General features: G+C 64.9%; 22 protein-coding genes and 6 pseudogenes. 17 read left to right on the top strand and 11 right to left on the bottom strand.

Features of this window, described 5'->3' with window-relative positions; genetic code table 11:
* Positions 1-2 precede the first annotated feature (2 nt).
* The 3 genes and pseudogenes from guaA to ACAM55_RS11020 form a co-directional block, all read left to right on the top strand.
* Complete coding sequence (gene guaA, locus ACAM55_RS11010; RefSeq protein WP_369656036.1) at positions 3-1,649, top strand: glutamine-hydrolyzing GMP synthase; 1,647 nt, start codon at positions 3-5, stop codon at positions 1,647-1,649.
* 301 nt (positions 1,650-1,950) lie between these two features.
* Positions 1,951-2,353: pseudogene (locus ACAM55_RS11015) on the top strand (Arm DNA-binding domain-containing protein); the annotation flags it as partial.
* 3 nt (positions 2,354-2,356) lie between these two features.
* Positions 2,357-2,774 (top strand): annotated as a pseudogene (locus ACAM55_RS11020) (transposase); the annotation flags it as partial.
* Positions 2,775-2,870: 96 nt separating this feature from the next.
* Here ACAM55_RS11020 and ACAM55_RS11025 read toward each other — a convergent pair.
* Positions 2,871-4,589, bottom strand: a complete 1,719-nt coding sequence (locus tag ACAM55_RS11025) for a gamma-glutamyltransferase (protein ID WP_369656037.1) — start codon at positions 4,587-4,589, stop codon at positions 2,871-2,873.
* A 562-nt stretch (positions 4,590-5,151) separates the two neighbouring features.
* On the opposite strand from ACAM55_RS11025, the gene ACAM55_RS11030 reads away from it, so the two are divergent.
* From ACAM55_RS11030 to ACAM55_RS11040, 3 genes and pseudogenes are all read left to right on the top strand, one after another.
* Complete coding sequence (locus tag ACAM55_RS11030) at positions 5,152-6,219, top strand: porin (RefSeq protein ID WP_369656038.1); 1,068 nt, start codon at positions 5,152-5,154, stop codon at positions 6,217-6,219.
* A gap of 79 nt (positions 6,220-6,298) precedes the next feature.
* Positions 6,299-6,592, top strand: a pseudogene (locus tag ACAM55_RS11035) (dihydrolipoyl dehydrogenase); the annotation flags it as partial.
* Positions 6,592-6,881: pseudogene (locus tag ACAM55_RS11040) on the top strand (LysR family transcriptional regulator); the annotation flags it as partial. The pseudogenes ACAM55_RS11035 and ACAM55_RS11040, both read left to right, overlap by 1 nt.
* Before the next feature lie 116 nt (positions 6,882-6,997).
* Here ACAM55_RS11040 and ACAM55_RS11045 read toward each other — a convergent pair.
* The 5 genes from ACAM55_RS11045 to ACAM55_RS11065 all read right to left on the bottom strand — a co-directional run bounded on the left by ACAM55_RS11045 (position 6,998) and on the right by ACAM55_RS11065 (position 11,669).
* Complete coding sequence (locus ACAM55_RS11045; protein WP_369656039.1) at positions 6,998-7,999, bottom strand: NADP-dependent oxidoreductase; 1,002 nt, start codon at positions 7,997-7,999, stop codon at positions 6,998-7,000.
* A gap of 105 nt (positions 8,000-8,104) precedes the next feature.
* A complete protein-coding gene (locus ACAM55_RS11050) occupies positions 8,105-8,935 on the bottom strand; it encodes an alpha/beta fold hydrolase (RefSeq protein ID WP_369656040.1) in 831 nt (276 codons plus the stop codon).
* A 17-nt stretch (positions 8,936-8,952) separates the two neighbouring features.
* Positions 8,953-9,939 (bottom strand): MDR family oxidoreductase, encoded by a 987-nt coding sequence (locus ACAM55_RS11055; protein WP_369656041.1) that lies wholly within the window; start codon positions 9,937-9,939, stop codon positions 8,953-8,955.
* 35 nt (positions 9,940-9,974) lie between these two features.
* Positions 9,975-10,763 carry an SDR family NAD(P)-dependent oxidoreductase gene (locus tag ACAM55_RS11060; protein WP_369656042.1) on the bottom strand — a complete coding sequence of 263 codons (789 nt, stop codon included), beginning with the start codon at positions 10,761-10,763 and terminating at the stop codon, positions 9,975-9,977.
* Between the two features lie 60 nt (positions 10,764-10,823).
* A complete protein-coding gene (locus ACAM55_RS11065) occupies positions 10,824-11,669 on the bottom strand; it encodes an alpha/beta fold hydrolase (RefSeq protein WP_369656377.1) in 846 nt (281 codons plus the stop codon).
* Between the two features lie 132 nt (positions 11,670-11,801).
* Here ACAM55_RS11065 and ACAM55_RS11070 point away from each other — a divergent pair.
* Positions 11,802-11,924, top strand: a pseudogene (locus tag ACAM55_RS11070) (TetR/AcrR family transcriptional regulator); the annotation flags it as partial.
* Positions 11,925-12,141: 217 nt separating this feature from the next.
* Here ACAM55_RS11070 and ACAM55_RS11075 read toward each other — a convergent pair.
* The 3 genes and pseudogenes from ACAM55_RS11075 to ACAM55_RS11085 all read right to left on the bottom strand — a co-directional run.
* Positions 12,142-12,210, bottom strand: a pseudogene (locus ACAM55_RS11075) (hypothetical protein); the annotation flags it as partial.
* Positions 12,211-12,412: 202 nt separating this feature from the next.
* Entirely contained in the window at positions 12,413-13,045 is a 633-nt protein-coding gene (locus ACAM55_RS11080; protein WP_369656043.1) for an intradiol ring-cleavage dioxygenase, read from the bottom strand.
* A 51-nt stretch (positions 13,046-13,096) separates the two neighbouring features.
* Positions 13,097-13,708, bottom strand: a complete 612-nt coding sequence (locus ACAM55_RS11085) for a DNA-3-methyladenine glycosylase I (protein ID WP_369656044.1) — start codon at positions 13,706-13,708, stop codon at positions 13,097-13,099.
* Between the two features lie 157 nt (positions 13,709-13,865).
* Here ACAM55_RS11085 and thpR point away from each other — a divergent pair, with 157 nt between their 5' ends.
* Positions 13,866-14,498 carry an RNA 2',3'-cyclic phosphodiesterase gene (thpR, locus tag ACAM55_RS11090; protein ID WP_369656045.1) on the top strand — a complete coding sequence of 211 codons (633 nt, stop codon included), beginning with the start codon at positions 13,866-13,868 and terminating at the stop codon, positions 14,496-14,498.
* Between the two features lie 123 nt (positions 14,499-14,621).
* Positions 14,622-15,104: a RidA family protein gene (locus ACAM55_RS11095; RefSeq protein ID WP_369656046.1), complete on the top strand. Its 483-nt coding sequence runs from the start codon at positions 14,622-14,624 to the stop codon at positions 15,102-15,104.
* Here ACAM55_RS11095 and ACAM55_RS11100 read toward each other — a convergent pair.
* Positions 15,101-16,186 (bottom strand): DUF72 domain-containing protein, encoded by a 1,086-nt coding sequence (locus tag ACAM55_RS11100; protein WP_369656047.1) that lies wholly within the window; start codon positions 16,184-16,186, stop codon positions 15,101-15,103. The two genes, ACAM55_RS11095 and ACAM55_RS11100, sit on opposite strands and share 4 nt — an antisense overlap.
* A gap of 62 nt (positions 16,187-16,248) precedes the next feature.
* On the opposite strand from ACAM55_RS11100, the gene ACAM55_RS11105 reads away from it, so the two are divergent.
* From ACAM55_RS11105 to ACAM55_RS11140, 8 genes are all read left to right on the top strand, one after another.
* Positions 16,249-17,739 carry a sensor histidine kinase gene (locus tag ACAM55_RS11105; RefSeq protein ID WP_369656048.1) on the top strand — a complete coding sequence of 497 codons (1,491 nt, stop codon included), beginning with the start codon at positions 16,249-16,251 and terminating at the stop codon, positions 17,737-17,739.
* Positions 17,736-18,374: a response regulator transcription factor gene (locus tag ACAM55_RS11110; RefSeq protein ID WP_369656049.1), complete on the top strand. Its 639-nt coding sequence runs from the start codon at positions 17,736-17,738 to the stop codon at positions 18,372-18,374. Before ACAM55_RS11105 ends, ACAM55_RS11110 begins: the two co-directional genes overlap by 4 nt.
* A 136-nt stretch (positions 18,375-18,510) precedes the next feature.
* The gene (locus ACAM55_RS11115) at positions 18,511-19,014 is read left to right on the top strand and encodes a heme-binding protein (RefSeq protein WP_369656050.1); all 504 of its coding nucleotides are present in this window, start codon (positions 18,511-18,513) and stop codon (positions 19,012-19,014) included.
* Positions 19,014-19,715 (top strand): ankyrin repeat domain-containing protein, encoded by a 702-nt coding sequence (locus ACAM55_RS11120; RefSeq protein WP_369656051.1) that lies wholly within the window; start codon positions 19,014-19,016, stop codon positions 19,713-19,715. Before ACAM55_RS11115 ends, ACAM55_RS11120 begins: the two co-directional genes overlap by 1 nt.
* Before the next feature lie 46 nt (positions 19,716-19,761).
* The gene (locus ACAM55_RS11125; protein WP_369656052.1) at positions 19,762-20,409 is read left to right on the top strand and encodes an FMN-binding negative transcriptional regulator; all 648 of its coding nucleotides are present in this window, start codon (positions 19,762-19,764) and stop codon (positions 20,407-20,409) included.
* A gap of 3 nt (positions 20,410-20,412) precedes the next feature.
* The gene (locus tag ACAM55_RS11130; protein ID WP_369656053.1) at positions 20,413-20,649 is read left to right on the top strand and encodes a hypothetical protein; all 237 of its coding nucleotides are present in this window, start codon (positions 20,413-20,415) and stop codon (positions 20,647-20,649) included.
* On the top strand, positions 20,639-21,754 hold the full coding sequence (gene tadA / locus ACAM55_RS11135) for a tRNA adenosine(34) deaminase TadA (protein ID WP_369656054.1): 1,116 nt from the start codon (positions 20,639-20,641) through the stop codon (positions 21,752-21,754). Before ACAM55_RS11130 ends, tadA begins: the two co-directional genes overlap by 11 nt.
* A complete protein-coding gene (locus tag ACAM55_RS11140) occupies positions 21,751-22,710 on the top strand; it encodes an LD-carboxypeptidase (RefSeq protein WP_369656055.1) in 960 nt (319 codons plus the stop codon). Before tadA ends, ACAM55_RS11140 begins: the two co-directional genes overlap by 4 nt.
* 78 nt (positions 22,711-22,788) lie before the next feature.
* Here the strand turns inward: ACAM55_RS11140 and ACAM55_RS11145 are convergent, their stop codons facing one another.
* Positions 22,789-23,061, bottom strand: coding sequence for a hypothetical protein (locus tag ACAM55_RS11145; RefSeq protein ID WP_369656056.1), 273 nt, complete (start codon positions 23,059-23,061; stop codon positions 22,789-22,791).
* Positions 23,062-23,346 lie beyond the last annotated feature (285 nt).

Raw genomic sequence — 23,346 nt, forward strand, 5'->3', positions numbered from 1 at the left:
CCATGCAACACGACAAGATCCTCATCCTCGATTTCGGCTCGCAAGTCACGCAGCTCATTGCACGCCGCGTTCGCGAGGCGCATGTGCTCAGCGAAGTGCATCCTTGCGACGTCACCGACGAGTGGGTGCGCGAATACGCGGCCGACGGCCACCTGAAGGGCGTGATTCTTTCGGGCAGCCATGCCAGCGTGTACGAAGAGACCACCGACAAGGCGCCGCAAGCCGTGTTCGACCTGGGCGTGCCTGTGCTGGGCATCTGCTACGGCATGCAGACCATGGCGCACCAGCTCGGCGGCAAGGTCGAGGGCGGCCACAAACGCGAATTCGGCTTCGCGGCCGTGCGCGCCCACGGCCACACCGCGCTGCTGAAGGACATCGCCGACTTCACCACGCCCGAAGGCCACGGCATGCTCAACGTGTGGATGAGCCATGGCGACAAGGTCACCGAACTGCCGCCGGGCTTCAAGCTCATGGCCAGCACCGAGAGCTGCCCGATCGCCGGCATGGCCGACGAGGCGCGCCGCTATTACGCGCTGCAGTTCCACCCCGAAGTGACGCACACCGTGCAGGGCAAGGCCATCATCGAGCGCTTCGTGCTCGGCATCTGCGAGGCGAAGCCCGACTGGGTCATGCGCGACCACATCGCTGAAGCCGTGGAAAAAATCCGCGAGCAGGTGGGCGATGAAGAAGTCATCCTCGGTCTCTCGGGCGGCGTCGATTCGAGCGTGGCAGCCGCGCTCATTCATCGCGCCATCGGCGACCAGTTGACCTGCGTGTTCGTCGACCACGGCCTCTTGCGCCTGAACGAAGGCGACATGGTCATGGAGATGTTCGAAGGCAAGCTGCACGCGAAGGTGATCCGCGTCGATGCCAGCGACCTGTTCCTCGGCAAGCTCGCGGGCGTGAGCGACCCCGAAGCCAAGCGCAAGATCATCGGCGGCGAGTTCGTCACGGTGTTCAAGCAGGAAGCCGCCAAGCTCAAGGCCGCGGGCGACGGCGGCAAGAATGGAATTGACGGCCGACCGGCCGTCAAGGGCGCGACCTTCCTGGCGCAAGGCACCATCTACCCCGACGTCATCGAGTCGGGCGGCGCCAAGAGCAAGAAGGCCGTCACCATCAAGAGCCACCACAACGTGGGCGGCCTGCCTGAACAGCTGGGCCTCAAGCTGCTCGAGCCGCTGCGCGACCTGTTCAAGGACGAAGTGCGCGAACTCGGCGTGGCGCTCGGCCTGCCGCCCGAGATGGTGTACCGCCATCCGTTCCCCGGCCCGGGCCTGGGCGTGCGCATCCTTGGCGAAGTGAAGAAGGAATACGCCGACCTGCTGCGCCGCGCCGACGCGATCTTCATCGAGGAGCTGCGCAACTTCAAGGACGAGACCGGCAAGACCTGGTACGACCTCACGAGCCAGGCTTTTGCCGTGTTCCTGCCCGTGAAGAGCGTGGGCGTGATGGGCGACGGCCGCACCTACGACTACGTCGTCGCGCTGCGCGCCGTGCAGACCAGCGACTTCATGACCGCCGACTGGGCCGAGCTGCCGTACGCGCTGCTCAAGAAGGTGTCGGGCCGCATCATCAACGAGGTGCGCGGGATCAACCGCGTGACCTACGACGTGTCGAGCAAGCCGCCAGCGACGATCGAGTGGGAGTGAAATCAGGTCCTTCGGGGACTATCGCCAGCTATCGAAAATCCTCCGCAACGTGGTGATTTAAAAGGAAATACGTCACGGAAGCTATCGGCGGCTATCGCCGGGCAACGAAACGGATTGACGGTAGAGGTGACGGTAGGAACCGGAGGTCGTATCAAGACCTCCTTGTTTACTATTGAGACCAAATCGGTCTTTGACGGTAAATCACCCCTCTGGAAAGCTTGTTTCATGCGGCTTTCCAGGCATCAGCAGGTCTCCTGACCCCTGACGGTAAAAGCCGTCATGAACAGGAGGAAAAACCTCGATGCTTACCGACACCGCACTGCGTAATTTGAAGCCTAAGTCCTTGACTTATAAGGCTTCTGACCGGGATGGGATGTACGTGACGGCATCGCCCACCGGTACCGTCACCTTCCGCTTCGATTACCGTCTCAACGGCCGCCGCGAGACCCTGACCATTGGCCGCTACGGGCCAGCGGGCATTTCGCTGGCGATGGCCCGCGAAAAGCTGCTGGATGCCAAGAAGACCGTCGCCCAGGGCAAGTCTCCGGCGCATGAGAAACAGCGCGAGAAGCGCCGCCTGACCGCCGCCAAGAACTTCGGCGACATGACCGCTCAGTGGCGCTGGCCGGTGCACGGATGGCCGATAGCACGCGAGCGATGCGCAAGAGCATCGTCGATCTGACCTGCCGGCGTTCCAGAACCGCCTCTTCGATGGAATGGTGGTCGGCTGGACCATCGGAACGAGCGCTGACGCCGAACTGGTCAACACGATGCTGGATGCAGCTATTGAGACCGTAGCAGACACAGCTGATCGGCCAGTGGTCCACTCCGATCGCGGGAGGCACTACCGTTGGCCAGGCTTGTTATCGAGAATGAGTGAAGCCGACCTCACACGCTCGATGTCTCGCAAGGCATGCTCGCCTGACAATGCGGCGTGCGAAAGGCTTCTTCGGCAGGCTGAAAACGGAACTGCTCTATCCACGGAATTTGCAGACCACGACCATTGAACAGTTCATCGAGGCCGTTGATGCCTATATCCGCTGGTACAACGAGAAGCGGATCAAGGTCTCCCTAGGCTCACTCAGCCCGATCGAATATCGGGTGAGCGTAGGACTTGCGACATAAAACCAGTCCAAGTTTTTATCCGCACCCCCAGTGGGTGACTTCTGGATGGAAATCAACGCTCGGACATCTCGTCGGGCGACGGTCGTGGGTGATTGCCTACAGCGCCCCACCATCGCCTGAAGGGTCCGCTCCACTACGGAACACGCCAGGCCTTACTTGCTCAACTAGATTGACGATGCCGAGGTGCTTTTCCAAGTCGTAGCTTGTGGCAGCCAAAGTGAATCCCCGACCGACGAGATGCTGCTGAACGCTTCTCGGCATATCTGAATGGATGCGGACCTTGCTGTCCTTGGGGAAAAGGCGAGGCATCATCATCAAATCTGCCATGTCACCACGGCAATTGAGCCCCAGCTTCAGGTGCAATAGATAGGTTAGCGCACCGAAGATCCTCTCGCTCCCAGCCGCCCCCATGGCGAGCCAGGGGCGACCGTCACGCTCGACGATCAGTGAGGACATCTCGGTCGCGTCGTGTGTTTGGCCGGTGAACAGCTGGCCTGATTTCATGGCATAGCTGTAAGCGAGGCCGGCGCCGAACCAGGAGCGCTTTGAGCCGAACCACGGACCCATTGATGTCGTGAAGGACAAGAAATCGTCGTTCACAGCAAAGGCGAATGCGTTAGTGTTCCTATCGTCAGTGTTGCTAGCTCCGCCGGAGAAATAGGTGCGATCCAGATCAGCCCACAAGTCAGCACGCGAAGCGGCGAGTAGCTTGCGCACACGCTCGGCGATCACGCGGCTTTCGTACTGGAGGTCAACGTCGATTGACGGATTGGCCGTTTTGGGTTTGAGCGTGCCCACTCTGAAAGGGATCCGATCCAGCACAAGGATAGTCGCCAAAAGGTAGGCCTCCGCGGCAGCCTCTAGCGTGGAGAGCGTGCCGGAAGCCTGGAGATCGGCCGTCACGGCGGCACTGAGCAACGTCCAAGTGCCCCAGGTCTCCAGGTTCCCTGTTGTGTGTAGTTGATAGGTTCGGCCATCGAGGCCGCGCAAAACTAGTTCCTTGGGCAAGCTTTCGCGGGGCGCATTAGTCGGTAGCTCGTTCCGCCGCCACGGCCCTGGCTCGCGAGCATAGAGCTCGTCCCAGAGGGCACCTTCATCGGGCATCCGACCCAATACTTCAAGGAATTCGGCCAATTGCGGGTTGCGGACGTCCGACCGCACTTGACCACCATCATCCATATAGATCGTCCTCATTTCCGGATGCATTTCTCCAGCGGAGCTTCGAATCGCAACGCGCAGCGCATCCGTGGGACGGAAGCCCTTCCGGGCTATGGCAAGGGCTGGGGCCAGAATCGATGCCATGGAAAGCCTGAGCCGCCCCGAACTCTGCAAATGAAAGTAGGCCGGAACGTTTCCTGGACAAGGCACTGTTGACCCGGCCTCACTCCGAAGCTGGGTCGCTGCATGCAGGCAGCTGTACTTGCCATTGCTTAAGTACAGCCCCTGCATTCGGCCGAAAGGGCTGCAATTCGCTGGATCAACTACCCATGCGACCGCGAGGGCGGCCAAGTACATGTCAAAAACGCCTCCCCCCTGAAGGCGAACCCGCCGAGCTGCATCGACTGCAGCCGGATGATTGGCGGACGCACCATAGCCGAAATTGCGATGTACATGTCCCGGCGGTGCTTTTCTGACCGGGAGACCCGCATCGCGCGCAGCATCGGCGGGATTCGCCGTCGCGCTTACGCAAGCCAAGGCCCCGGCGGCAAGAATGAGTTCTCGACGAGACACCATCAGGCGGTTGGCCCCGCTCATGTGTCCTTCGGGAGGCGCGTATTCAATGCCACTGTTCACCGAGGTCTCTGCGCAATTCATACCTTGTTCTCCAGCTTGCTGTGAACGATCAACGACTTGCGCCTAGCGGGGTATCCCAAGGCTCCGGAAGGGCACTGAACGGGAGATCGGATTGGATCATATGTTCCTAAAAGTGCAAATAGTGGAACATATGATCTGTGCATATGGCCTGGGTACAAACCATGATTGAGCAGACCATCCACGGCGCCGAGAGATTGATCTCAGCTTCACACCTGCCCCCGGTAAGAGCATCCAGAGCAGCAATGCTCAGTGGAGTCACGTTCGCTCTTCTTCTTCTTCAGCTTGGTGCGAGGGGGCGCCGGGCCACCTCGCTCATCTTGCTGCCGATGCCCAAAGTGGGTGTTTGCACGCTGCACACCTGGGGCCCATAGGTGCAAACCATCATGAATCAAATGATCCATGCTGACCTAATATGGATCAAACGTTCCATTCTCGGTGTGTTGAATTGAACGTTTGTACGGGCGGACGAATGCGAAGGCACTTTGTTTTCTGGTGATAGCGCAAACGTGCCCTCCATGGCAGCCGCCTTCTCACGATATGTGTCCAAACGAGGAGAAATTGCATGATGAAGTCTTTGATCGTCTTAGCAGCGATGACTGTTTCCATTTCCGCTTTCGCGCAATCTGCAATCACAATTTTTGGAGTCCTGGACGTCAGGATGGCGCACGGCGCTGGCAGCGTCGCGAACAAGACCCAGCTGATCAGTTCTGGGTTGAACGCCTCGCGTTTGGGCTTCCGAGGAGTCGAGGACTTGGGCGACGGGATGTCTGCTTCGTTCTGGCTTGAATCGTCCTTAAACGTCGATGACGGCACGTTTGGCACGACAAATACCAACAACCAGTCAAGCGGCTCCGCTGGCGGCGGCGCTATGGTCTTTGGCCGGCGCTCGACGATGAGCTTGTCGAGTAACTGGGGGGAACTGCGTCTGGGGCGGGACTTCACCCCGCAGTTCTGGAACTTAAGCGAATTCGATCCGTTCGGAACAACGGGAAATGGCACGACCCAGACCCTCAATTCGACGATTACAGGAACGACGCAGGTTCGTGCGTCAAATAGCATCGGGTACTTTCTGCCGAAGGATGCACTGAAAGGTTTGTATGGTCAGGCCATGTACTACCTGGGAGAGAACAGCAGTGATGTCGGCGCCACCAAAAATGATGGCAATGGCTGGGGCGTACGCCTCGGATTCTCACGCGGCCCATTCTCTGTCGCCGCTGCAACCAGCCGCACCACATACGCCGCTGGCAACTCACGGCAGAGCAACGTGGGCGGTCAGTGGGATGCCGGAGTAGCCACGGTCATGGCTCACTACGCATGGGATAAAGGTGTAGTAAGCGGTGTGCGCCGCAATGCCAAGGGCTGGTTGGTCGGTGGCTTAGTGCCCGTGGGAGCTGGCGTGATCCGCGTCTCCTACTCGCAATACGCGGTCGACCTGTCTTCGGCGACTGATCGGATCACTAAGAAGTGGGCTCTAGGCTATGAGTACAACCTATCCAAGCGCACGGCCCTCTACGCCACGTACGCTCACCTGAACAACGGTGGCGGTGCTACACAAGCCTTGAACGGCGCGACCACTGCGGCCAACAAGTCTTCGAGAGGGTACGACTTGGGAATCCGCCACAGGTTTTGATGCCAACGGCGAGGACTGAAGGTTGGAAGACGATAGACGGGTACTTGCAATTCACGGATGCCGCAATTTTCGTTCGCCCGTGCACGAGGCCCATGTGGCCGCCGAAGTCATCGCCGGTGAACTGCAGGGCAACAAGGAGCTGGCCGCCAGTGCCTTCAATGCCCGCGTGATCCCCAGCGTGGCCTACACCGACCCCGAAGTGGCGTGGGTGGGCCTGACCGAGGACCAGGCCAAGGCGCAGGGCATCAAGGTCAAGAAGGGTGTCTTCCCCTGGACGGCTTCGGGCCGCGCCATTGCCAATGGCCGCGACGAAGGCGTCACCAAGCTGCTGTTCGACGACAGCCCCGAGGCGCATGGCCATGGCCGCATCCTGAAGAACTTCACTTTGCCCGTGCGGCCGAACGTTTGCACATTGACCAGTCGCCGCTGTCTCGGACCATAAAGGAGTTGGAGGCAGAACTTGGAGCGCAACTTTACTGATGGTGGCCGTACCGGCTCGCCATCCAGTGCTGGCCCACAAGCATGTTCCGCTGGAGGAAGTGTTGTGCTATCCGGTGGCGCTGTGCGATCCAGCAATATGCGAAGGCCATGCACGTCAGGTCGATCGCGTTTTGCATCGATACGAGCAAAGTCCTCTGATCGCGCAGCGCGTGGCCTCCTATCGTATGGACGGCCGGAGAATTCGAAGGCCCGCGAGGTTTGCGCGTCGGTCATGCGATGGTCTGTCCAGGCTGGACAAGGGCCTGATCGAAGACGCTGGCGGAGGCATGCGCGGCAGCTACATCATTTGCAGCACGACCTTGCCCTTGGCGCGCCCACCGTCTACATAGGCCAAAGCTTTGTGGGTGTCCTGAAACGGGAATACCTTGTCGACGACCGGGTGGATTGCGCCCGATTCGATGAGGGAAGTGATCTCGCGCAACTGCGCCCCATCGGCCCGCATGAAGACGAATGTGTATTCGACCCCGTTCTTCTTCGCCTTCCTCCTGATGCCGAAACTCAGCAGGCGCAGCACCTGTTGGAGCGGCCAGGCCAGTCCTCGCGCGACGGCGAACGCAGGGGTGGGCGGTCCGGAGATGGAGATGAGATGTCCACCCGGCTTGAGAACCTGGAGGGATTTGTTCAGCTCGTCGTTGCCGAGGCTGTTCAGCACCACGTCGTAGCCACGAAGCACCGTGGCGAAGTCCTGCTGCTTGTAATCGATGACGACGTCGGCGCCCAAGGCCTTCATCCAGGCGATGTTGGCCGTACTGGTGGTCGTGGCCACGAACGCTCCGAGATGCTTGGCAAGCTGGATGGCGATGGTGCCTACGCCGCCGGAGCCGGCATGGACCAGTACCTTCTGCCCCCTTTTCAGCTTGGCGGTTTCGACCAGCATCTGCCAGGCCGTCAGGGCCACCAGAGGAAGGGATGCGGCCTCGACCATGCTGAGATTCGTGGGCTTCAGCGCCAGCGACGATTCCTTGACGGCAATGAACTCGGCGAAGGTGCCGATGCGATCGTCGTCAGGGCGTGCATAGACCTCATCACCGGGCTTGAAGCTGCGAACGCGAGCGCCGACCCGTACGACCGTTCCGGCCAAGTCGTTGCCCAGGATCAGGGGGAGGCGGTAGGGAAGAATCAGTTTGAATTCGCCGCTCTTGATTTTCGAGTCCAGGGGATTGATGCTCGCCGCGTGGATCCGGATCAGGACGTCATCGTCCCGCACCTCGGGGTCGGGCATTTCGCCGATGCGGCCAACTTCTTTCTTTCCGTAGCGATCGATGATGAAAGCTTTCATGGGGGACTTTTTTCCAGAGTTCTTTATTGAATGGGTTTTCGGCCCGGCACCGCAGGGTGCGGCCGGGAAGGGCGGCCTGCAGCCGGCCGCCAAGGATGCCGCCGCTCAGTCATTGAGGAAGGCCAGCGCCTTGGGCACGAACTCGCCGTGGTACTGGAAAATCCCGCCATGCCCGGCATCCTTGTAGATGACCAGTTGTGAGCCGGGAATGCGACGCGCCATGTCATGGCTGTTCACGGTGGGCACCATGATGTCGTTGTCGCCATTGGCGATCAGCACAGGGATGCGGATGCCGCCCAGATTCTGCGGCGCCTGCCGGCCCCAGGCCTTGATTGCCTTCAGCTGTCGCAGGAAGGCGCTGGGCGTCGGCCCCTTGTCCCGATCCGCCTTGCGCTCCTTCAGCCGCTCCAGGAAGGCTTTCGCGGCTTGACGGCCATTGGCCGTGGAGGTGAAGAACAGGTAGGTCTTCGGATCGCGCAGCGTCAGCAAGCCTTTGGCCATCAGCGGCCAGGAGACCGTCCCTACCTGGTCAATGCCTTTGCCGCCTGCCGGCCCGGTGCCGGTCAGGATGAGCCGGCGCACCAGGCCGGGGGCTTTCAGCACGATGTCCTGCGCCACGAATCCTCCGAGGGAGAAGCCAAGCAGATCGACCTTCTCGAAACCCAGTGCGTGGATCAGTGCGATCGCGTCCTGTGCCATCGCATCGATGGTCACAGGTGCCGTTCCGCCTGAAGCGCCGATCCCCCGGTAGTCGATGGCGATGATGCGATGCCGGCGGGAAAGCCCATCGACGATGCGCGGATCGAAGTTGTCGAGGACCGCGCCCCAGTGGTTGAGCAGGACCAGCGGCACGCCACTGCGCGGCCCGAGATCGCGGTACGCGAACGCAGTCCCGTCGACATCGATCGATTGGGTGGGGGTGTCGATGTAGGGCATGCGCGATCCTGGTGCGGTCAGGCGTTCACGTCGACGATGGTGCGCCCCTGAACCTTCCCTGCGAGTACCTGGCTGGCGACTTCAGGCACTTCAGCCAGGCCAATCACCTTGGTGGTCCGTGCGAGCTTGTCCAGATCCAGGTCGCTGGCCAGGCGCGACCACGCCTGCAGCCGCACAGGCTGCGGCGCATTGACCGAGTCGATGCCGGCGAGGGTGACGTTGCGCAGGATGAAGGGCAGGACGGATGCCGGCAGATCCACGCCCTGTGCGAGGCCGAAGGCCGCGACCACGCCGCGATACCGGGTCTGCGCCAGGACGTTCGCCAGCGTATGGCTGCCGACCGAATCGATGGCCCCGGCCCATCGCTCCTTGGCGATCGGTGCGCCCGCTTCGGACAGGGTGTGGCGGTCGATGACGTCCGCCGCGCCCAGCGCACGCAGGTAGGCGGCTTCGTCGAGGCGGCCGGTCGATGCGATCACGCGATAGCCCAGGCCCGACAGCAATGCGATCGCCACGGAGCCGGCGCCGCCATTGGCGCCGGTCACCAGGATGTCGCCGCGTTCGGGTGTCAGGCCGCCATGCTCCAGTGCGAGCACCGCCAACATGGCGGTGAACCCGGCGGTGCCGATGGCCATGGCATCCCGGGTCGAAAAGACTTCCGGGATCTTGACCAGCCAATCACCGCTCACTCGCGCCTTCTGCGCGAAGCCGCCATGGTGCGTCTGGCTCAGTCCCCAGCCGGTCGCCAGCACACGGTCGCCGGCGACGAGGCCGGGATAGGTCGACGACTCGACGACACCGGCAAAGTCGATACCCGGAATCAGCGGGAACTGGCGAATGACCGGCGACCGGCCACTGAGCGCCATCGCGTCCTTGTAGTTCACCGTCGAGTACTCGACCGCGACGGTGACGTCGCCCGGCATCAGATCCTCGTCTTTGAAGTCGACCAGGCTGGTTGAAATGGTGTCGCCGGTCTTGCTGGCGAGCAGTGCCTTGAATGTCATGTGCTATTCCTTCCGCTCTGGAGCTTTTTGCGGTTTCAGGCGGCGGTTCGATAGCGCTCTGCCACATGCGCCTGCCGGATGTCCGCGAGCAGGGTCTGACGTGCCGTGTTCAGCACCTCCCAGCGCGCGGCATCGTGCAGCGGCGGGATGGTCACGAGTTCACGGCGGTCGAATCCGGCCAGCGCGGCATCTACCAGCTCTTCCACTCCCATCAGATCAGGCATCGCACTGCTGTCAATGCCCGCGCGCTCCCAGATCTCTGTACGGGTGCCGGCTGGCAACACCGCCTGCACATAGACACCCTTGGGCGCGAGCTCCAGGCTCAGCCCCTGGGACAGGAACAGCACGAAGGCCTTGGTCGCACCGTAGACCGACATGCCGAACTCGGGCGCGAGGCCGACCACCGAGCCGATGTTGACGATCGCGCCTTTGCCGGCCTGCACCAGGCGCGGGGCGATGGCACTCGCCAGCCTTACGAGTGCGGTGGTGTTGAGGCTGACCAGGCGGGCGACATCGTCTGTCGATTGGTCGATGAAGTGGCCGGACAGCGCGGCCCCGGCGTTGTTGATCAGGGTTTCGATCCTGACGTCCTCGCGCAGGCGCGTCTCGATTGCGGCCAGATCGCCGGGCTGGGTCAGGTCGGCCGGGAGGATATCGACGACAACGCCGGTTTCCGCACGCAGGCGTGCAGCGAGCGTTTCCAGCCGTGCCTTGTCGCGTGCCACCAGCACAAGGTCGTGGCCGCGGCGTGCGAAGCGGTCGGCATAGATGGCGCCAATGCCGGTCGAGGCGCCCGTGATGAGAACAGTGGAATGGGAGGTCATGTGTTTTCTCTTGGTCGAAAAAGGTCGTTGGTCAGGCAGGAAAACGGGATGCGGGTGGCATCACTCCTCCAGGAACTGGATTGCGTGTTGGAGGAAGCGCTCGGGGTACTGGAACTGCGCGCCGTGTCCGGCGTCGGGGTAGATCAAAAGCTGCGCGTTGGGAATGTTCTGCGACAGATGCCAGGAGTTGATCGTGGGGATCATGATGTCGTGGACGCCGTTGAGCACCAGGGTCGGCTGCGTGACGGCGTTCAGGAAGGCATAGGGGTTCGCACCCGGCAACGGCTGCAGGTAGGCAGCGTGCGCCTCGGCCTGGGCTTGAGCGACCGCCATGGAGCTGGGCGGATCCTGCTCGACGCGCTGGTGGCGGCGCTCCCAGAAGGCCAGACCCGCCTGCTTGGCAGCCTCCGAGCGGCCAAAGAAGAGGTAGAGGAAGTCATCCGCGGTCGGCACGGGATTCGGCGCGACTTCCAGCACCCTGGGCTCCATCTTCGGATCGCCGCCGCGCAGTCCGGTACCGAGCAGAAGGAGCTTGCGAACCAGTTGCGGGTGGCGCAGTGCGACCTCCTGCACCTGGAAGCCCCCGATCGAGAAACCAAGCAGGTCGACCTGCGGCAGGCCCAGCGCCCGGATCACCAGGGCGATGTCGTCTGCCATGTCTTCGATCCGGTTGCGGGGCGTGCCGGTCGAGGAGGCAATGCCGCGACCGTTGTAGAGGATGACTTCGCGGCCTGCGGCCAGACCATCTGTCAGCAGGGGATCCCAGTGATCAAGGCCGCCGCGGAAATGCTGGACGAAGAACAGAGGGGACCGTCCGCTGGAGGTGTTGCCCCAGCGGCGATAGGCGAATTTGTCGCCATCCACTTCGACGAAGCGGGTGGGGGCGGTCAGGTGGGTGTCGCTCATTTCCAGAAGCCTTCCGAGGTAAGTTGGCTTAATGATGTCGATCATCATCTTTATTGTCAAGGACTTTGATGATGATCGACATCAATGTATATTCGTGACTTCACTGACGACACACCTGAAGAGATCCTGGACATGAAGGTCACCAAAGCGCAGGCCCAGGCGAACCGGGCGCACATCGTCGAGACGGCCTCCACGCTGTTTCGCGAGCGAGGCTATGACGGGGTGGGGATTGCGGACTTGATGGCGGTTGCCGGCTTTACGCACGGCGGGTTCTACAAGCACTTCGGATCCAAGGCCGACCTGATGGCGGAAGCGGCGACCTGTGGTTTTGCGCAGACGGCCGCTAAAGCCGACGGCGTCGATTCGATGGAGTTCGTCAAGCACTATCTGTCTCGTGAGCACCGCGACACCCGTGGTGAAGGTTGCACGATGGCCGCGCTATGCGGAGACGCTGCGCGTCAGCCGGAGTCGATCAAGATGGCTTTTGCGACCGGCTTGGAAAGCCTGCTGGCGACTCTGGGAAAGCGGCTCGGCGCTCCGGAGGAAGGCGATCGCGAAGGCGACATGCGCGCCAAGCGGATCGACGTCATTGCGCAGGTGATTGGCGCAATAGTGCTGTCGCGGGCGTGTCCTGACGACTCGCCCCTCGCCGATGAAATTCTGGATGTCTGCCGTGCGGCAGTCCTGTCGAGGCTATCGGCTCCCCTTGATGCGTAGCTGACGCACTCCGTGTGCGCACGCGATCAGGCCGCGACGACGATCGGGAAGCGCGCCTGCAATCCGTCCGGCCCGCGCTCGAAAGGCACGGTGACGGCGTCCTTCGCGGCCTGGGGAAGATTGCGCCAGAGAAAGTCGCGTGCGTTGCCCGGGTCGCCTGCCACATAGAGCTGCGTGGTCAGCAATTCGCGCGTGCCGAGCTTCACCTTGACGTGGATGTGAGGCGTGCGGCCGCTGTAGGGCACGGGCCGGATGGTGCGAAAGCGCCAGCTGCCGTCCGCACCCACAGCGACGCGGCCGAAGCCCTGGAAAGCGGCGTCGGCGCGGTCGCCGTCGCCCGGGTGGTGGTAGTGGCCGTTTTCGTCGCATTGCCAGATCTCGACCTGGGCGCCGCGCAGCGGCTTGCCCTCCAGATCGGTCACGGTGCCGTCGACCCAGGCCGGCTGGCCGCGGCGATAGTTCAGCGTGCCGTTGCGCAGCAGATCGTTGTCGGAATCCTGCGGCAGGCGAACCGGATAGAACGGTCCCTCGGTCTGCGAGGGTGTTGCGAACCGGGCAGCCGCTGGCTGCGCGCGGGCGCCCAGCCAGAGCGCGGGCGCGGCAACCAGAGCCGCCGCAATGGTGCGCCGGGGAAGGCCGGGTTCTGGTGTGGCGTTCATGGTCCGTCAGAGCCGCGCTGCAGGCGCGAGTTCCGCAGCCGGCCCCCGGGGTCAGCGGGCCGGACTTTTGAACCTGTTGCGTGCATGTGCCGCTTTTGCCCGGATCGCGCAGCCGGTTGCATGGTCGTTGATGAGGCCCATCGCCTGCATGAAGGCGTACACCGTCGTCGGCCCGACGAATTTCCAGCCGAGCTTCTTCAAGGCCTTGGACAGTGCAATGGACGCCTCGGAGGTCGAAGCGGTCTGCGGTTCGGCGAGCTGCGCTGCATCCGGCTCATGGCTCCAGAAGAATGAAGCCAGCGAGCCGTGAAGGGCAACGAGTTCCTGCGCCCGGGCGGCGTTGTGGATCACGGCCTCGATCTTGCCGCGATGGCGCACGATGCCTGGGTCCTGCAGCAGGCGTTCGACGTCTCGCGCGGTGAAGCGGGCGATCTTGTCGAAGTCGAACCCGTGGAACGCCGCGCGGAAGTTCTCCCGCTTGGCCAGGATGGTGCGCCAGCTCAGGCCCGACTGGAAACCTTCAAGGCAGATTTTCTCGAACAGGCGCTTGTCGTCTGCCACCGGATAGCCCCATTCGGTGTCGTGATAGGCCAGGAATTCGGGCGCGGCCGCGCACCAGCGGCAGCGGGGGCGGCCGTCAGGGCCGTTGATCAGTGTGTCCATGTGTTGAGATGGCGGTCGGTCATCCGCAATTCTGCGTTTCCTGCAAACGGAGGTTGTTGTCCTCAAACGGCGCGAAGAATAGGGTCACCCCCTGGTCCGTCAAGCAGAACGCCCCAACGGAAATTCCTGAGCCGAATCGCCTGAATCTACCTCGCCCATGCCCGAACAACTTCTGCTCCCCGGCATCGATCCGCCCCCGCCGCCGCCGGCATCTCTGCGTCGTGCACGCATCACCGTGCCACGCAAGGAGCGGCGAATCCGCTCGCTGTTCTTCGCGATCTACCCGAACCCGGAAGATGCGGAGTCGATTGCCACGCTGGGTGCGCGGCTCCGTGACCGGCATGCGCTGAAGGCAAAGCTGACCAAGGCGCATCGGCTGCATGTCACGCTGCATCATCTCGGAAGCTATCCGGCGGCGGTGCCGCGCGAGAAGGTGCAGGCCGCGCTCGAGGCCGCGGCCACCGTGGCGCCGCCGTCGTTCGACGTGGTGTTCGACACCGCCATGCAGTTCGAGGGCAGCAAGGCATTCGTGCTGTGCGGCGGCGACAACGGTGCTTCAGCGCTTGCGGCGTTCAGGCAGCGTCTTGGCGAGGCGCTGGCGGACGCGGGCTTCAAGCCCGAGCATGGCTTTACGCCTCACATGACCCTGGCCTATACGCCACGGAAAATCGAGAGGCATTCCATCGAGCCGATCCGGTGGAAGGCCGATTCGTTCTCGCTGATCGAAAGCCACGTGGGCGAAAGTATCCATGAGGTGCTTGGCCAATGGCATTCGGCCCGGCCTGCCTGACGTGCTGGCGATCGAGCCGCAGGAACACGGCTGGGCCAACTGTTGCGCACCGAGTCCGCGCGATCTGTATCTGTTCTTCGCAACGCGGCTGGCGACAATGAGGCTTCATTCGATGGAAGCCTCATGACAGCGCAGACAAGAGACCAGATTGCCGACAGCATCGCCGCCGAGCTGGGCCACAGCTTCGAGGGCGAGCTTGTGGCCGGCGGGCATTACGCACCCATCGTGCGCGATGGGAACACGCTCTACACCAGCGGCCAGGTGCCGCGCGTGGGCACCACGGTGGTCGTCATCGGCCGCGTGGGCGACCAGGTGTCGCTCGGCAAGGCCCGCGAGGCCGCACAGATCTGCGCCTTGCGCTGCCTGACGCTGCTGCGGCGCGAGCTCGGCTCGCTCGACGGCATCGAGAAGCTCCTGCGCGTCGGCGTCTTCGTGCAGTGCAGCGCCGATTTCACCCAGCAAAGCGAAGTGGCCGATGCGGCCTCCGACCTGCTGCACCGCGTGTTCGGCGATGCGGGCGTGCATGTGCGCACCGCGGTGGGCGTCTATGCGCTGCCCAAGAATGCGAGCGTCGAGCTCGAGATGACGGCGCTCGCCAAGCGCTAGCGCTTCGGCAGATTGACGATGTCCTGCGCGAGCGAGGCGATCGTCAGCGGCGCGCACCCCTCGGCGTTGTTGCTCACGGTGACGAAGGCGTTCTGGCCCGCACGCGTGGTGCCGGCAATCACCTTGGCCAACGCCTCGCGCGTCTCGGGGTCGGCATCGACGATCCTGTCGAACGGCCCGTAGAGCTTTTCCGCATCTTCATAGCCGAAGCGGCCATGGCGGCGGTGCAGGTTCCAGCGGCACACCAGCGGCCCGGGCCACAGCGCACGCAGCATCGGCAGCTGGTCTTCGATCGGCGGCATCTTGGCGTGCAGGCCCATGCAGAAGGTGGCGCCCACGCTGCGCAGCATGTCGGCAAAGGCGGGGCACAACAATTGCGGATCGCGCACTTCGACCGCAATCACGGCATCGGGTGCGGCTGGCTTCAGGCCGGGCAGCGATTCGAGCATTTCGCCGATTCGCGCCAACAGCGCGGGCTGGTCCGCCAGCAGTTGCGGCGGAATCGGGCTCAGCTGGAACACCAGCGCGCCGATGCGGTGGCCCAAGCCTTCGAGCGCGGGCTGCACGAACTCCTGGATGGCGATCTCACTGTTCAGGAACACCGGGTTCACCTGCGTGCCGCGGCCGCTTTCATCGCGTACGGTGGCATCGGTCACCAGGCTCGGCGCCTTCACCACGAAGCGGAAGTCGTCCGGCACCATGGCCGCATAGCGTGCGTACTGGCTTGCGGTGAGGGCGCGGTAGAAGTTGCGGTCCAGGCTCACGGTGCGAAAGAGCGGGTGTCTTGCCAATGCGGCGAGGCCGTTCTTCGAGAGCACGCTCTCGGCGTAGTCGCCATCCCAGACGAGATGGCCCCAGCCGGGATAGCTCCACGACGAGGTGCCGAGCCGAAGCCCGGGAGGGAGCGCGGCGGCCAGGTCGACGAGTGCCGGATCGACCGGTGCCGGCGCCACGGTGCCTCCGCGTGCCTTCTTTCGGGCCGGCGGCTCGGCGGCTGGATCGGCCGGAAGAGGCGGCGGGGTCGCAGGCGCCTCTGGCGGGCGCGGGAGATCGGGAAAAAGGGAGTCCTGCAGTTCAGCCATGTCTGGGCCCGCATTCTCGGCCAACATCGGCCGGGCGCGCAGCGAGAGGCACAATCCGCGCCATGAAACAGTGGTTGCGCGCGCAGGGTGGGTGGTGGCTGGCATGGCTTGTCCTGTCGGGCGTGGGCGCGGTGTGGCTCGCGCGTGCCGAGCTCGCGCAGCTGCAGCAGGATTTCGGCTCCGACGTGCGCATTGCCCACCGGATCATGAGCCAGCAGGTGGTGCAGTACGACGCGGTGCTGGCCACGGTCGCGCTGCTCGAACCCGGCGCCGGCGCGGACCATCCGGAGCAGCGCCTGCCGTCGGTCTATCCATCGATCCTGCGCGTGCAGCGGCGCGGAGGCGACGAGGCCTGGCCCGACGACAAGCAGGCCGGCGCACTGGCCGCCGCGGAAGCGCGTTCGCGCAGCCAGCGCCGCGCCGAACTGGCGGCACTCGATCTTGCGCGCGGCCGCTACCAGCTCGTGATCGGCGCCACGCCTTTCAGCTACGCCCTCGAGATCGACCTGGCCGGCTCCGTGCCGTGGCGCGACTGGCCCATGGACCCGCAGCGCAGCCCTGTGCGGCTGAGCCTGCAGCGCGACGGACAGCAACTGGTGCTGCAGCCCGGCCGGCCGGCGGCGGGTGGCTGGCGCTTCGATCTCACGAAAGCGCTGGCGTCTCCGAGCCAGCCATTCGAACTCGTGGCCGTGCGCCACGTGGGCTGGGGCGAATTGCCCTGGCGCAGCATGGCCGGCTGGGCTGCGGCCGTGGGTTTTCTGCTGGCCGGTTTATGGGCCGCGCAGCGGCAGCGCATTGCGCGCCGCCGGGCCGAAGAGCTGCTGCGGCTCGGCCAGGTGGCGCGCCTGAACGCGCTGGGCGAACTCTCGGCGGGCCTCGCGCACGAACTCAACCAGCCGCTCACGGCGGTGCTTGCCAATGCGCAGGCCGCGCGCCGGCTGCTCGACGACGATCCACCCGACCTGGCCACGGCACGCGATGCCATGGGACAGGCGGTCGAGCAGGCGCGCCGGGCGGCCGGCGTGGTCGGCCGGCTGCGCCGCGTCATCGAGCGGCCCGAGGCCGAGGGCGAAGTTCGCCCGCTCGTGCTGCAGGAACTGGTTCGCAGCGCGATGCATCTGCTGGCGCCGGAGTTCGCGAAGCGCTCGGTGTCGGCGCAGTTCGACGCCACCGCGCAAGCGCCCGTGCGCGTGCAGGCCGACGCCGTGGCGCTCGAGCAGATCGTGCACAACCTGCTGATGAATGCGCTGCAGGCACTGGAACTCGTGCCCGCGCCGGAGCGGCGGCTGGCGGTCGCGGTCGGCCGCAACGGCCAGGAGGGCGTGTTGACCGTCACCGACAACGGCCGCGGCATTGCGCCGGAAGCCTTGCCGCGCCTTTTCGAACCCTTCTTCAGCACGCGCGAGGGCGGCCTGGGCCTTGGCCTCAGCCTGAGCGAGACGCTGGCGAGCGGCATGGGCGGCAGCCTGAGCGCCGCCAACGTGGCGCCGCGCGGTGCGCGTTTCACGCTGCTGCTGCCTCTGGTGGCGCAGCCGGCGGAGCAGCCGGCATGAATGCCTCGGCCACCCATGAGCCGCAGTCGCCGCTCATTCACCTGATCGACGACGACCAGGCGGTGCGTGAAAGCCTGTCGCTGCTGATCGGCACGGTCGGCCTGCGGGTGCAGGGCTGGGCCGATCCGCAAGCCTTCATCGACGGATTCGACCGTGCAGGCGTGGGGGCCATCGTGCTCGACGTGCGCATGCCTGGAATCAGCGGACTCACCGTGCTGAACCGCCTGGTGGCGCAGGGCGTTGACCAGCCGGTGATCATGCTGACCGGCCATGGCACGGTCGAGATGTGCCGCCGCGCCTTCAAGGCCGGCGCGGCCGAGTTCCTCGAGAAGCCGGTGGACGACGAGCAATTGCTGGAGGCGTTGCAGCAGGCCGTGCGCCAGCATGTGCGCTCGCGCGAGCGCTCGCAGGCCGACCAGGCGGCGCGCGAGCGGGTCGCGCAGCTGTCGGAACGCGAGCGCGAGGTGCTGGCCTTCATCGCGCAGGGTCTCACCAACAAGGAGATCGCGCGCACGCTCGCGCTGTCGCCGCGCACGGTCGAGACCCATCGCGCCAATGTCTTTGCCAAGCTCGACTGCGACTCGCTGGCGCAGCTGATCCGGCGCTACGCCGTGCTGGTGGCCGGGGACGCCTGAAACCCTCGCTCCGTAGTTCTACGGAGGGCCGGGCGTAGCCGTACGAATGGCCGCGGACGCCGGCGTTTTCTACAGTGGCGCAGCCGCCGGCAACTCGCCGGCGCAATCACCCTGCATCCACTGGAGAAACCAAAATATGCGTTCCACCCTTCGCCTTGGCGGCCTCGCCGTCCTGCTTGCCGCATCCGCCGCACAGGCCCAGACGCCCGCACCCGCGGTGCGCACCGAAAAGAACATCTCGCTCGCGCTGGCCAACCAGATCGCGGCCGAGGCGGTGGCTGCGTGCGCCGCCAACGGCTACAACGTGGCAGCCACCGTGGTCGACCGCGCCGGCACCGTGCGCGCCGTGCAGCGTGCCGACAACGCGGGCCCGCACACGCTGGCGTCGAGCGAGCGCAAGGCCTGGACCTCGGCATCGGCCAAGAGCGCGACCCAGGCCATGATGGAAGGCGCGCAGAAAAACCCCGGCGCCGCGAACCTCGTCTACCTGCCGGGTTTCCTGCTGCTGGGCGGCGGCGTGCCCGTGAAGTCGGGCAACGACGTGATCGGCGCGGTGGGCGTGGGCGGTGCGCCCGGCGGCCACCTGGACGACCAGTGCGCCAACGCGGCGCTCGAAAAGGTCAAGGGCCTCCTGGGCTGATGATGAAGCGCGGTATCTGGTCCGGCGTGTTGGCGGTCGCGCTCGGCGTGGGCGTATCGGCCGGCGTGTGGGCCCAGGTGCCGCCGCTGGCGGCCGAGGTGCTGGCCTATGAAGGGCTGCACCGGGCCGCCTGGCACGGCGACCTGCCGAAGCTGAAGAGCCTGATCGCCTCCGGCGCCAATCTCGATGCGCGCGATGCGCGGGGCCGCACGCCCCTGCATGTCGCCACCCATGCACGGCAACGCGAGGCGGTGAAGCTCCTGGCCAAGGCGGGCGCGAACCTCGATGCGCTCGAAGACGACCGCTACGACGCGGTGACCATCGCGTCGGTGGCCGACGACCCCGCGACGCTCGCGCTGCTGCTGTCGCTCGGGGCCAATGCGGGGCAGGTGACGAGCCGCTACGACGGCACCGCGCTGATCGCCGCCGCGCATCTGGGCCACGACGAGGTCGTGCGCCGGCTGATCGCAGCCGGCGCACCGCTCGACCACGTCAACAACCTGCACTGGACGGCGGTGATCGAAGCCATCGTGCTCGGCGACGGCGGCCCGCGCCACCAGCGCACGCTGGCGGCGCTGATCGATGCCGGCGCCAGCCTGAAGCTGACCGACCGCCAGGGCAACACGCCGCTGCAACTGGCCCGTGCGCGCGGCTACACGGCCATGGTCAAGCTGCTGGAAGCGCCGCGCCCGACAAGATAGCGGCGGCTCGGGGACAATCGGTGGCTCGCCACGAGGAAACCGCCCCATGTACATGCCCCCGCAGTTCAACGCCAAGGACCCGGCCATCGCGCTGGAGCTGATGCGCGCGCACCCGTTCGCCAGCCTGATCTCCAATGACGACGACGGCCTGCCCTTCGTCACCCACCTGCCGCTGGTGGCCGAACAGCAGGAGGGCAACCCGCTGGTGCTGCTCGGCCACTGTGCCAAGCCCAACCCGCATTGGCGCTACCTGCAGGCGCGGCCGCAGGCGGTCGTCACTTTCCTCGGCCCGCATTCGTACCTGTCGCCCTCGGTCTACCCCGATCTCGCACGCGTGCCCACGTGGAATTACCTGGTGGTGCATTGCACCGTGGAAGCGCGGCTGATCGAGGAGCCCGCCGCCAAGGATGCCTTGCTCAAGGAGCTCATCGGCGAACACGAGCCCGGCTATGCGCAGCAGTGGCGCGACCTGGGAGAGGAGTTCCAGCTCAAGATGCTGGCCGGCATCGTGGGCTTCGAACTGCGCGTGCGTTCATTGCAGTGCAAGGTCAAGCTCAACCAGCACCGGCGCGAATCGCATGCCGCCATGCATGCCGTCTACAGCGCCGGCACGCTGGACGAGAAGGCGTTGGCGGCGTGGATGGAGCGCCTCGGCATGACGACGGCGAATGCGACCGTGGCGGAAGGAAGCTGAGAGATGCGCGTGTTCGGATTGCTTGGCCTGGTGCTGGTGCTCGTGATCGTCGGGATGATCGCGAAGAAACAACTGGCGACCGCCGCGGCCCCCGCATTGCCGTCGGTCCCCGGTGCCGCCGCGCCCGCACCAGGCGAGGGGCCAGCTGACGCACGCACGCAGGCCCAACAGGTGCAAAAGCAGGTCAAGGACGCGCTCGACGCCGCGGCGCAGGCGCGCAAGATGCCGGATGACAACTGAGCCGAAGATACTTTCCGAGACGACCGGCGACGCGCGCTGGATGGCGCTGGCGCTCGCCGAGGCAGGCCGGGCGTCCGAGGCCGGCGAGGTGCCGGTGGGCGCGGTGCTGGTCAAGGATGGTCAGGTCATCGCAACAGGCCGCAACTCACCCGTCGCGCAGCATGACCCGAGCGCCCACGCCGAAATCAACGCGCTGCGCGCCGGTGCCGCGGCGCTCGGCAACTACCGCCTCGACGGCTGCGAGCTGTTCGTCACGCTCGAGCCCTGCGCCATGTGCGCGGGCGCCATGCTGCATTCGCGCCTGGCGCGGGTGGTGTTCGGCGCGGCTGATCCCAAGACCGGCGCGGCCGGTTCGGTGCTCGATCTTTTTGCCGAACCTCGGCTGAACCACCGCACGCAAGTGCAGGGCGGCGTGCTGGCGGCGGAGTGCAGCGCGGTGCTGCAGCAATTTTTCCAGCAGCGCCGGGAGACGGCGCGCGAGCAGGCCGAGCCCCTGCGCGACGACGCGCTGCGCACGCCGGCCGAACGCTTCGACGCGCTTGGCGACTGCGCCTTCGAACCGCACTACATCCAGGATCTGCCCGGCCTGAACGGCTGGCGACTGCACTATGTCGACGAAGGTGCCCGCGACGTGCGGACGGCCTGCTGCGTCTGCCTGCACGGCCCCGGCGAATGGGGTTACTTTTTCCGCCATCTCGTCGGCATGCCCGGACTCCGCACGCTGGTGCCCGACCTGATCGGATTCGGCAAGAGCGACAAGCCCAAGCGCGAAGCGGCGCATCGGCTCGAATGGCACTGCCAAGTTTTGATCGAATGGCTTGACCGCATCGCACCCGCGCCCGTGGTGCTGGTGCACAGCGCCGCGGCCACCGGGCTCGCCGCGCTGTTGCAGGGCGCGAGGCCGGGTCTTTTCGCGGCCGTGCTCCTGGCTCCCGAAGGCGGCGAACAGGTTGGCGACGCCTGGCGCGCGCCGTTCCCGGACCGCGGCTACCAGGCCGCGCTGCGCGCGCTCGGCCCCTTGGCGTCGTCCTCGGGGCCGAGCGCGGCGCAGGCGGCGTTGCTTGCACGGCAGGTGCGCAACGCAATGGGATACTCGGCGCCGTGACCAAGAAACACATCTACATCTATTCCCCCGCCAGCGCGATTCGCGACAAGGCCGCCTTCCGCCGCGGCGTCGCAAGACTCAAGACCCTGGGCTATGAAGTCGAAATCGACGAGGCGGCACTTGCCGCATACCAGCGTTTTGCGGGCGACGACGCGACACGGCTCGCCGCCATCGCCCGCGCTGCCGCCAGCGGTGCCGACGTTGCCCTGATCGGGCGCGGCGGCTACGGGCTCACGCGCATCCTCGACGCCATTCCCTACAAGGCCGTGGCCAAGGCCATCCAGCGCGGAACCGAATTCGTCGGGGTCAGCGACTTCACCGCCTTGCAGAGCGCGCTGCTCGCCAAGACCGGCGCCGTGACCTGGGCCGGCCCGGCGGTCGGTGAAGACTTCGGCGCAGAAGGCGGTGCGGACGACATCATGGAAGCCTGTTTCGGCGACCTCGTGAGCGGGCAGGGCGAAGGCACCGGCTGGCGCATGCCGGTGCGCGATGCCGGGCTCAAGGTCAAGCCCGTGCACGACGCCACCCTGTGGGGCGGCAACCTTTGCGTGCTCACGAGCCTGCTCGGAACGCCTTACTTCCCGGCGATCGACAAGGGCGTGCTCTTCGTCGAGGACACCAACGAGCATCCATACCGCATCGAACGCATGCTCGAGCAGCTGCGCATGGCCGGCGTGCTGGCACGGCAGCGCGCCATCGTGTTCGGCCAGTTCACCGGCATGCGCAAGGTGCCGGGCTACGACCGCGGCTTCGGTTTCGATTCGGTGGTCGACCGGCTGCGCGCCGCGCTCAAGGTGCCGGTGCTCACCGGCCTGCCGTTCGGCCACGTGCAGACCAAGGTGCTGCTCCCCGTGGGCGCCAAGGTCGAACTGGCTGCCGAAGGCCGCGATGTCTTCATGGTGTGGGGCCATCGGCATGCCCATGAGCACGGCCATGACCACGCGCACGCCCATTGAGCAGGCAGGCTGCGGGCACCAGGAAAAGAACGGGTAATGCAAAAGCGGCAGCCGAAAGCTGCCGCAGCCCCCAGGGGCTCAGTGCGTGATGCGCTGGTGGACTCGCGGTCCCATCGAACGGGGCAGGCCGCCCTTGAACATGCTGTTGATGGCTTTCATCTGGCGACGAGCCGCAGCCTCGCCATCGATGGCGCTCAGCGCCACCATCACGTCCTGGCGCAAATACCAGAGGGCCTCGACATCGGTTGCAAACCGCACGCGCTGGGCGATGCGCTGGACCGAATGGCCGCCGTGCGCCTGCAGCACCGACAGCATGGCTGTGCGGATGCGGCCAAGTTGGTGTTCTCCCACGCGGCCAGATCCCAGGCCGGGAATTCCCAAAAGGCGGAGGAAGCGACGAAGGGACGACATGAGCACCAAAAGCGTATTGCCGGAAACCAGAACGGTTGCTACCTTAAGCCTCAGTCCGGCAATTCACAAGATCTGGAACACTGTTTCTTGTTTGTAAACAACACACTTTACGCTTCACTTCGGGTGATCGTGGGCAATCGAGTACGAAAGTGATAAGAAATAACCATCTCCTGGCATGCGTCCGCCATGGCGCAAGGGGTTCGCGGGAGAACCCGTTGCTCCTTT

This window comes from Variovorax sp. V213, assembly GCF_041154455.1.
Taxonomy (GTDB): Bacteria; Pseudomonadota; Gammaproteobacteria; order Burkholderiales; family Burkholderiaceae_C; genus Variovorax.

What these genes read in the sequence shown, in the direction of transcription:
- ACAM55_RS11065 (WP_369656377.1), bottom strand. Translation starts at nt 11,669, where the DNA reads ATGAGCGACACCCACCTGACCGCCCCCACCCGCTTCGTCGAAGTGGAT.
- ACAM55_RS11120 (WP_369656051.1), top strand. Translation starts at nt 19,014, where the DNA reads ATGATGAAGCGCGGTATCTGGTCCGGCGTGTTGGCGGTCGCGCTCGGC.
- ACAM55_RS11110 (WP_369656049.1), top strand. Translation starts at nt 17,736, where the DNA reads ATGAATGCCTCGGCCACCCATGAGCCGCAGTCGCCGCTCATTCACCTG.
- ACAM55_RS11115 (WP_369656050.1), top strand. Translation starts at nt 18,511, where the DNA reads ATGCGTTCCACCCTTCGCCTTGGCGGCCTCGCCGTCCTGCTTGCCGCA.
- thpR (WP_369656045.1), top strand. Translation starts at nt 13,866, where the DNA reads ATGCCCGAACAACTTCTGCTCCCCGGCATCGATCCGCCCCCGCCGCCG.
- ACAM55_RS11050 (WP_369656040.1), bottom strand. Translation starts at nt 8,935, where the DNA reads ATGCCCTACATCGACACCCCCACCCAATCGATCGATGTCGACGGGACT.
- ACAM55_RS11100 (WP_369656047.1), bottom strand. Translation starts at nt 16,186, where the DNA reads ATGGCTGAACTGCAGGACTCCCTTTTTCCCGATCTCCCGCGCCCGCCA.
- ACAM55_RS11060 (WP_369656042.1), bottom strand. Translation starts at nt 10,763, where the DNA reads ATGACCTCCCATTCCACTGTTCTCATCACGGGCGCCTCGACCGGCATT.
- ACAM55_RS11130 (WP_369656053.1), top strand. Translation starts at nt 20,413, where the DNA reads ATGCGCGTGTTCGGATTGCTTGGCCTGGTGCTGGTGCTCGTGATCGTC.
- guaA (WP_369656036.1), top strand. Translation starts at nt 3, where the DNA reads ATGCAACACGACAAGATCCTCATCCTCGATTTCGGCTCGCAAGTCACG.
- ACAM55_RS11085 (WP_369656044.1), bottom strand. Translation starts at nt 13,708, where the DNA reads ATGGACACACTGATCAACGGCCCTGACGGCCGCCCCCGCTGCCGCTGG.
- ACAM55_RS11105 (WP_369656048.1), top strand. Translation starts at nt 16,249, where the DNA reads ATGAAACAGTGGTTGCGCGCGCAGGGTGGGTGGTGGCTGGCATGGCTT.
- ACAM55_RS11095 (WP_369656046.1), top strand. Translation starts at nt 14,622, where the DNA reads ATGACAGCGCAGACAAGAGACCAGATTGCCGACAGCATCGCCGCCGAG.
- ACAM55_RS11045 (WP_369656039.1), bottom strand. Translation starts at nt 7,999, where the DNA reads ATGAAAGCTTTCATCATCGATCGCTACGGAAAGAAAGAAGTTGGCCGC.
- ACAM55_RS11025 (WP_369656037.1), bottom strand. Translation starts at nt 4,589, where the DNA reads ATGAATTGCGCAGAGACCTCGGTGAACAGTGGCATTGAATACGCGCCT.
- ACAM55_RS11125 (WP_369656052.1), top strand. Translation starts at nt 19,762, where the DNA reads ATGTACATGCCCCCGCAGTTCAACGCCAAGGACCCGGCCATCGCGCTG.
- ACAM55_RS11080 (WP_369656043.1), bottom strand. Translation starts at nt 13,045, where the DNA reads ATGAACGCCACACCAGAACCCGGCCTTCCCCGGCGCACCATTGCGGCG.
- ACAM55_RS11030 (WP_369656038.1), top strand. Translation starts at nt 5,152, where the DNA reads ATGATGAAGTCTTTGATCGTCTTAGCAGCGATGACTGTTTCCATTTCC.
- ACAM55_RS11055 (WP_369656041.1), bottom strand. Translation starts at nt 9,939, where the DNA reads ATGACATTCAAGGCACTGCTCGCCAGCAAGACCGGCGACACCATTTCA.
- tadA (WP_369656054.1), top strand. Translation starts at nt 20,639, where the DNA reads ATGACAACTGAGCCGAAGATACTTTCCGAGACGACCGGCGACGCGCGC.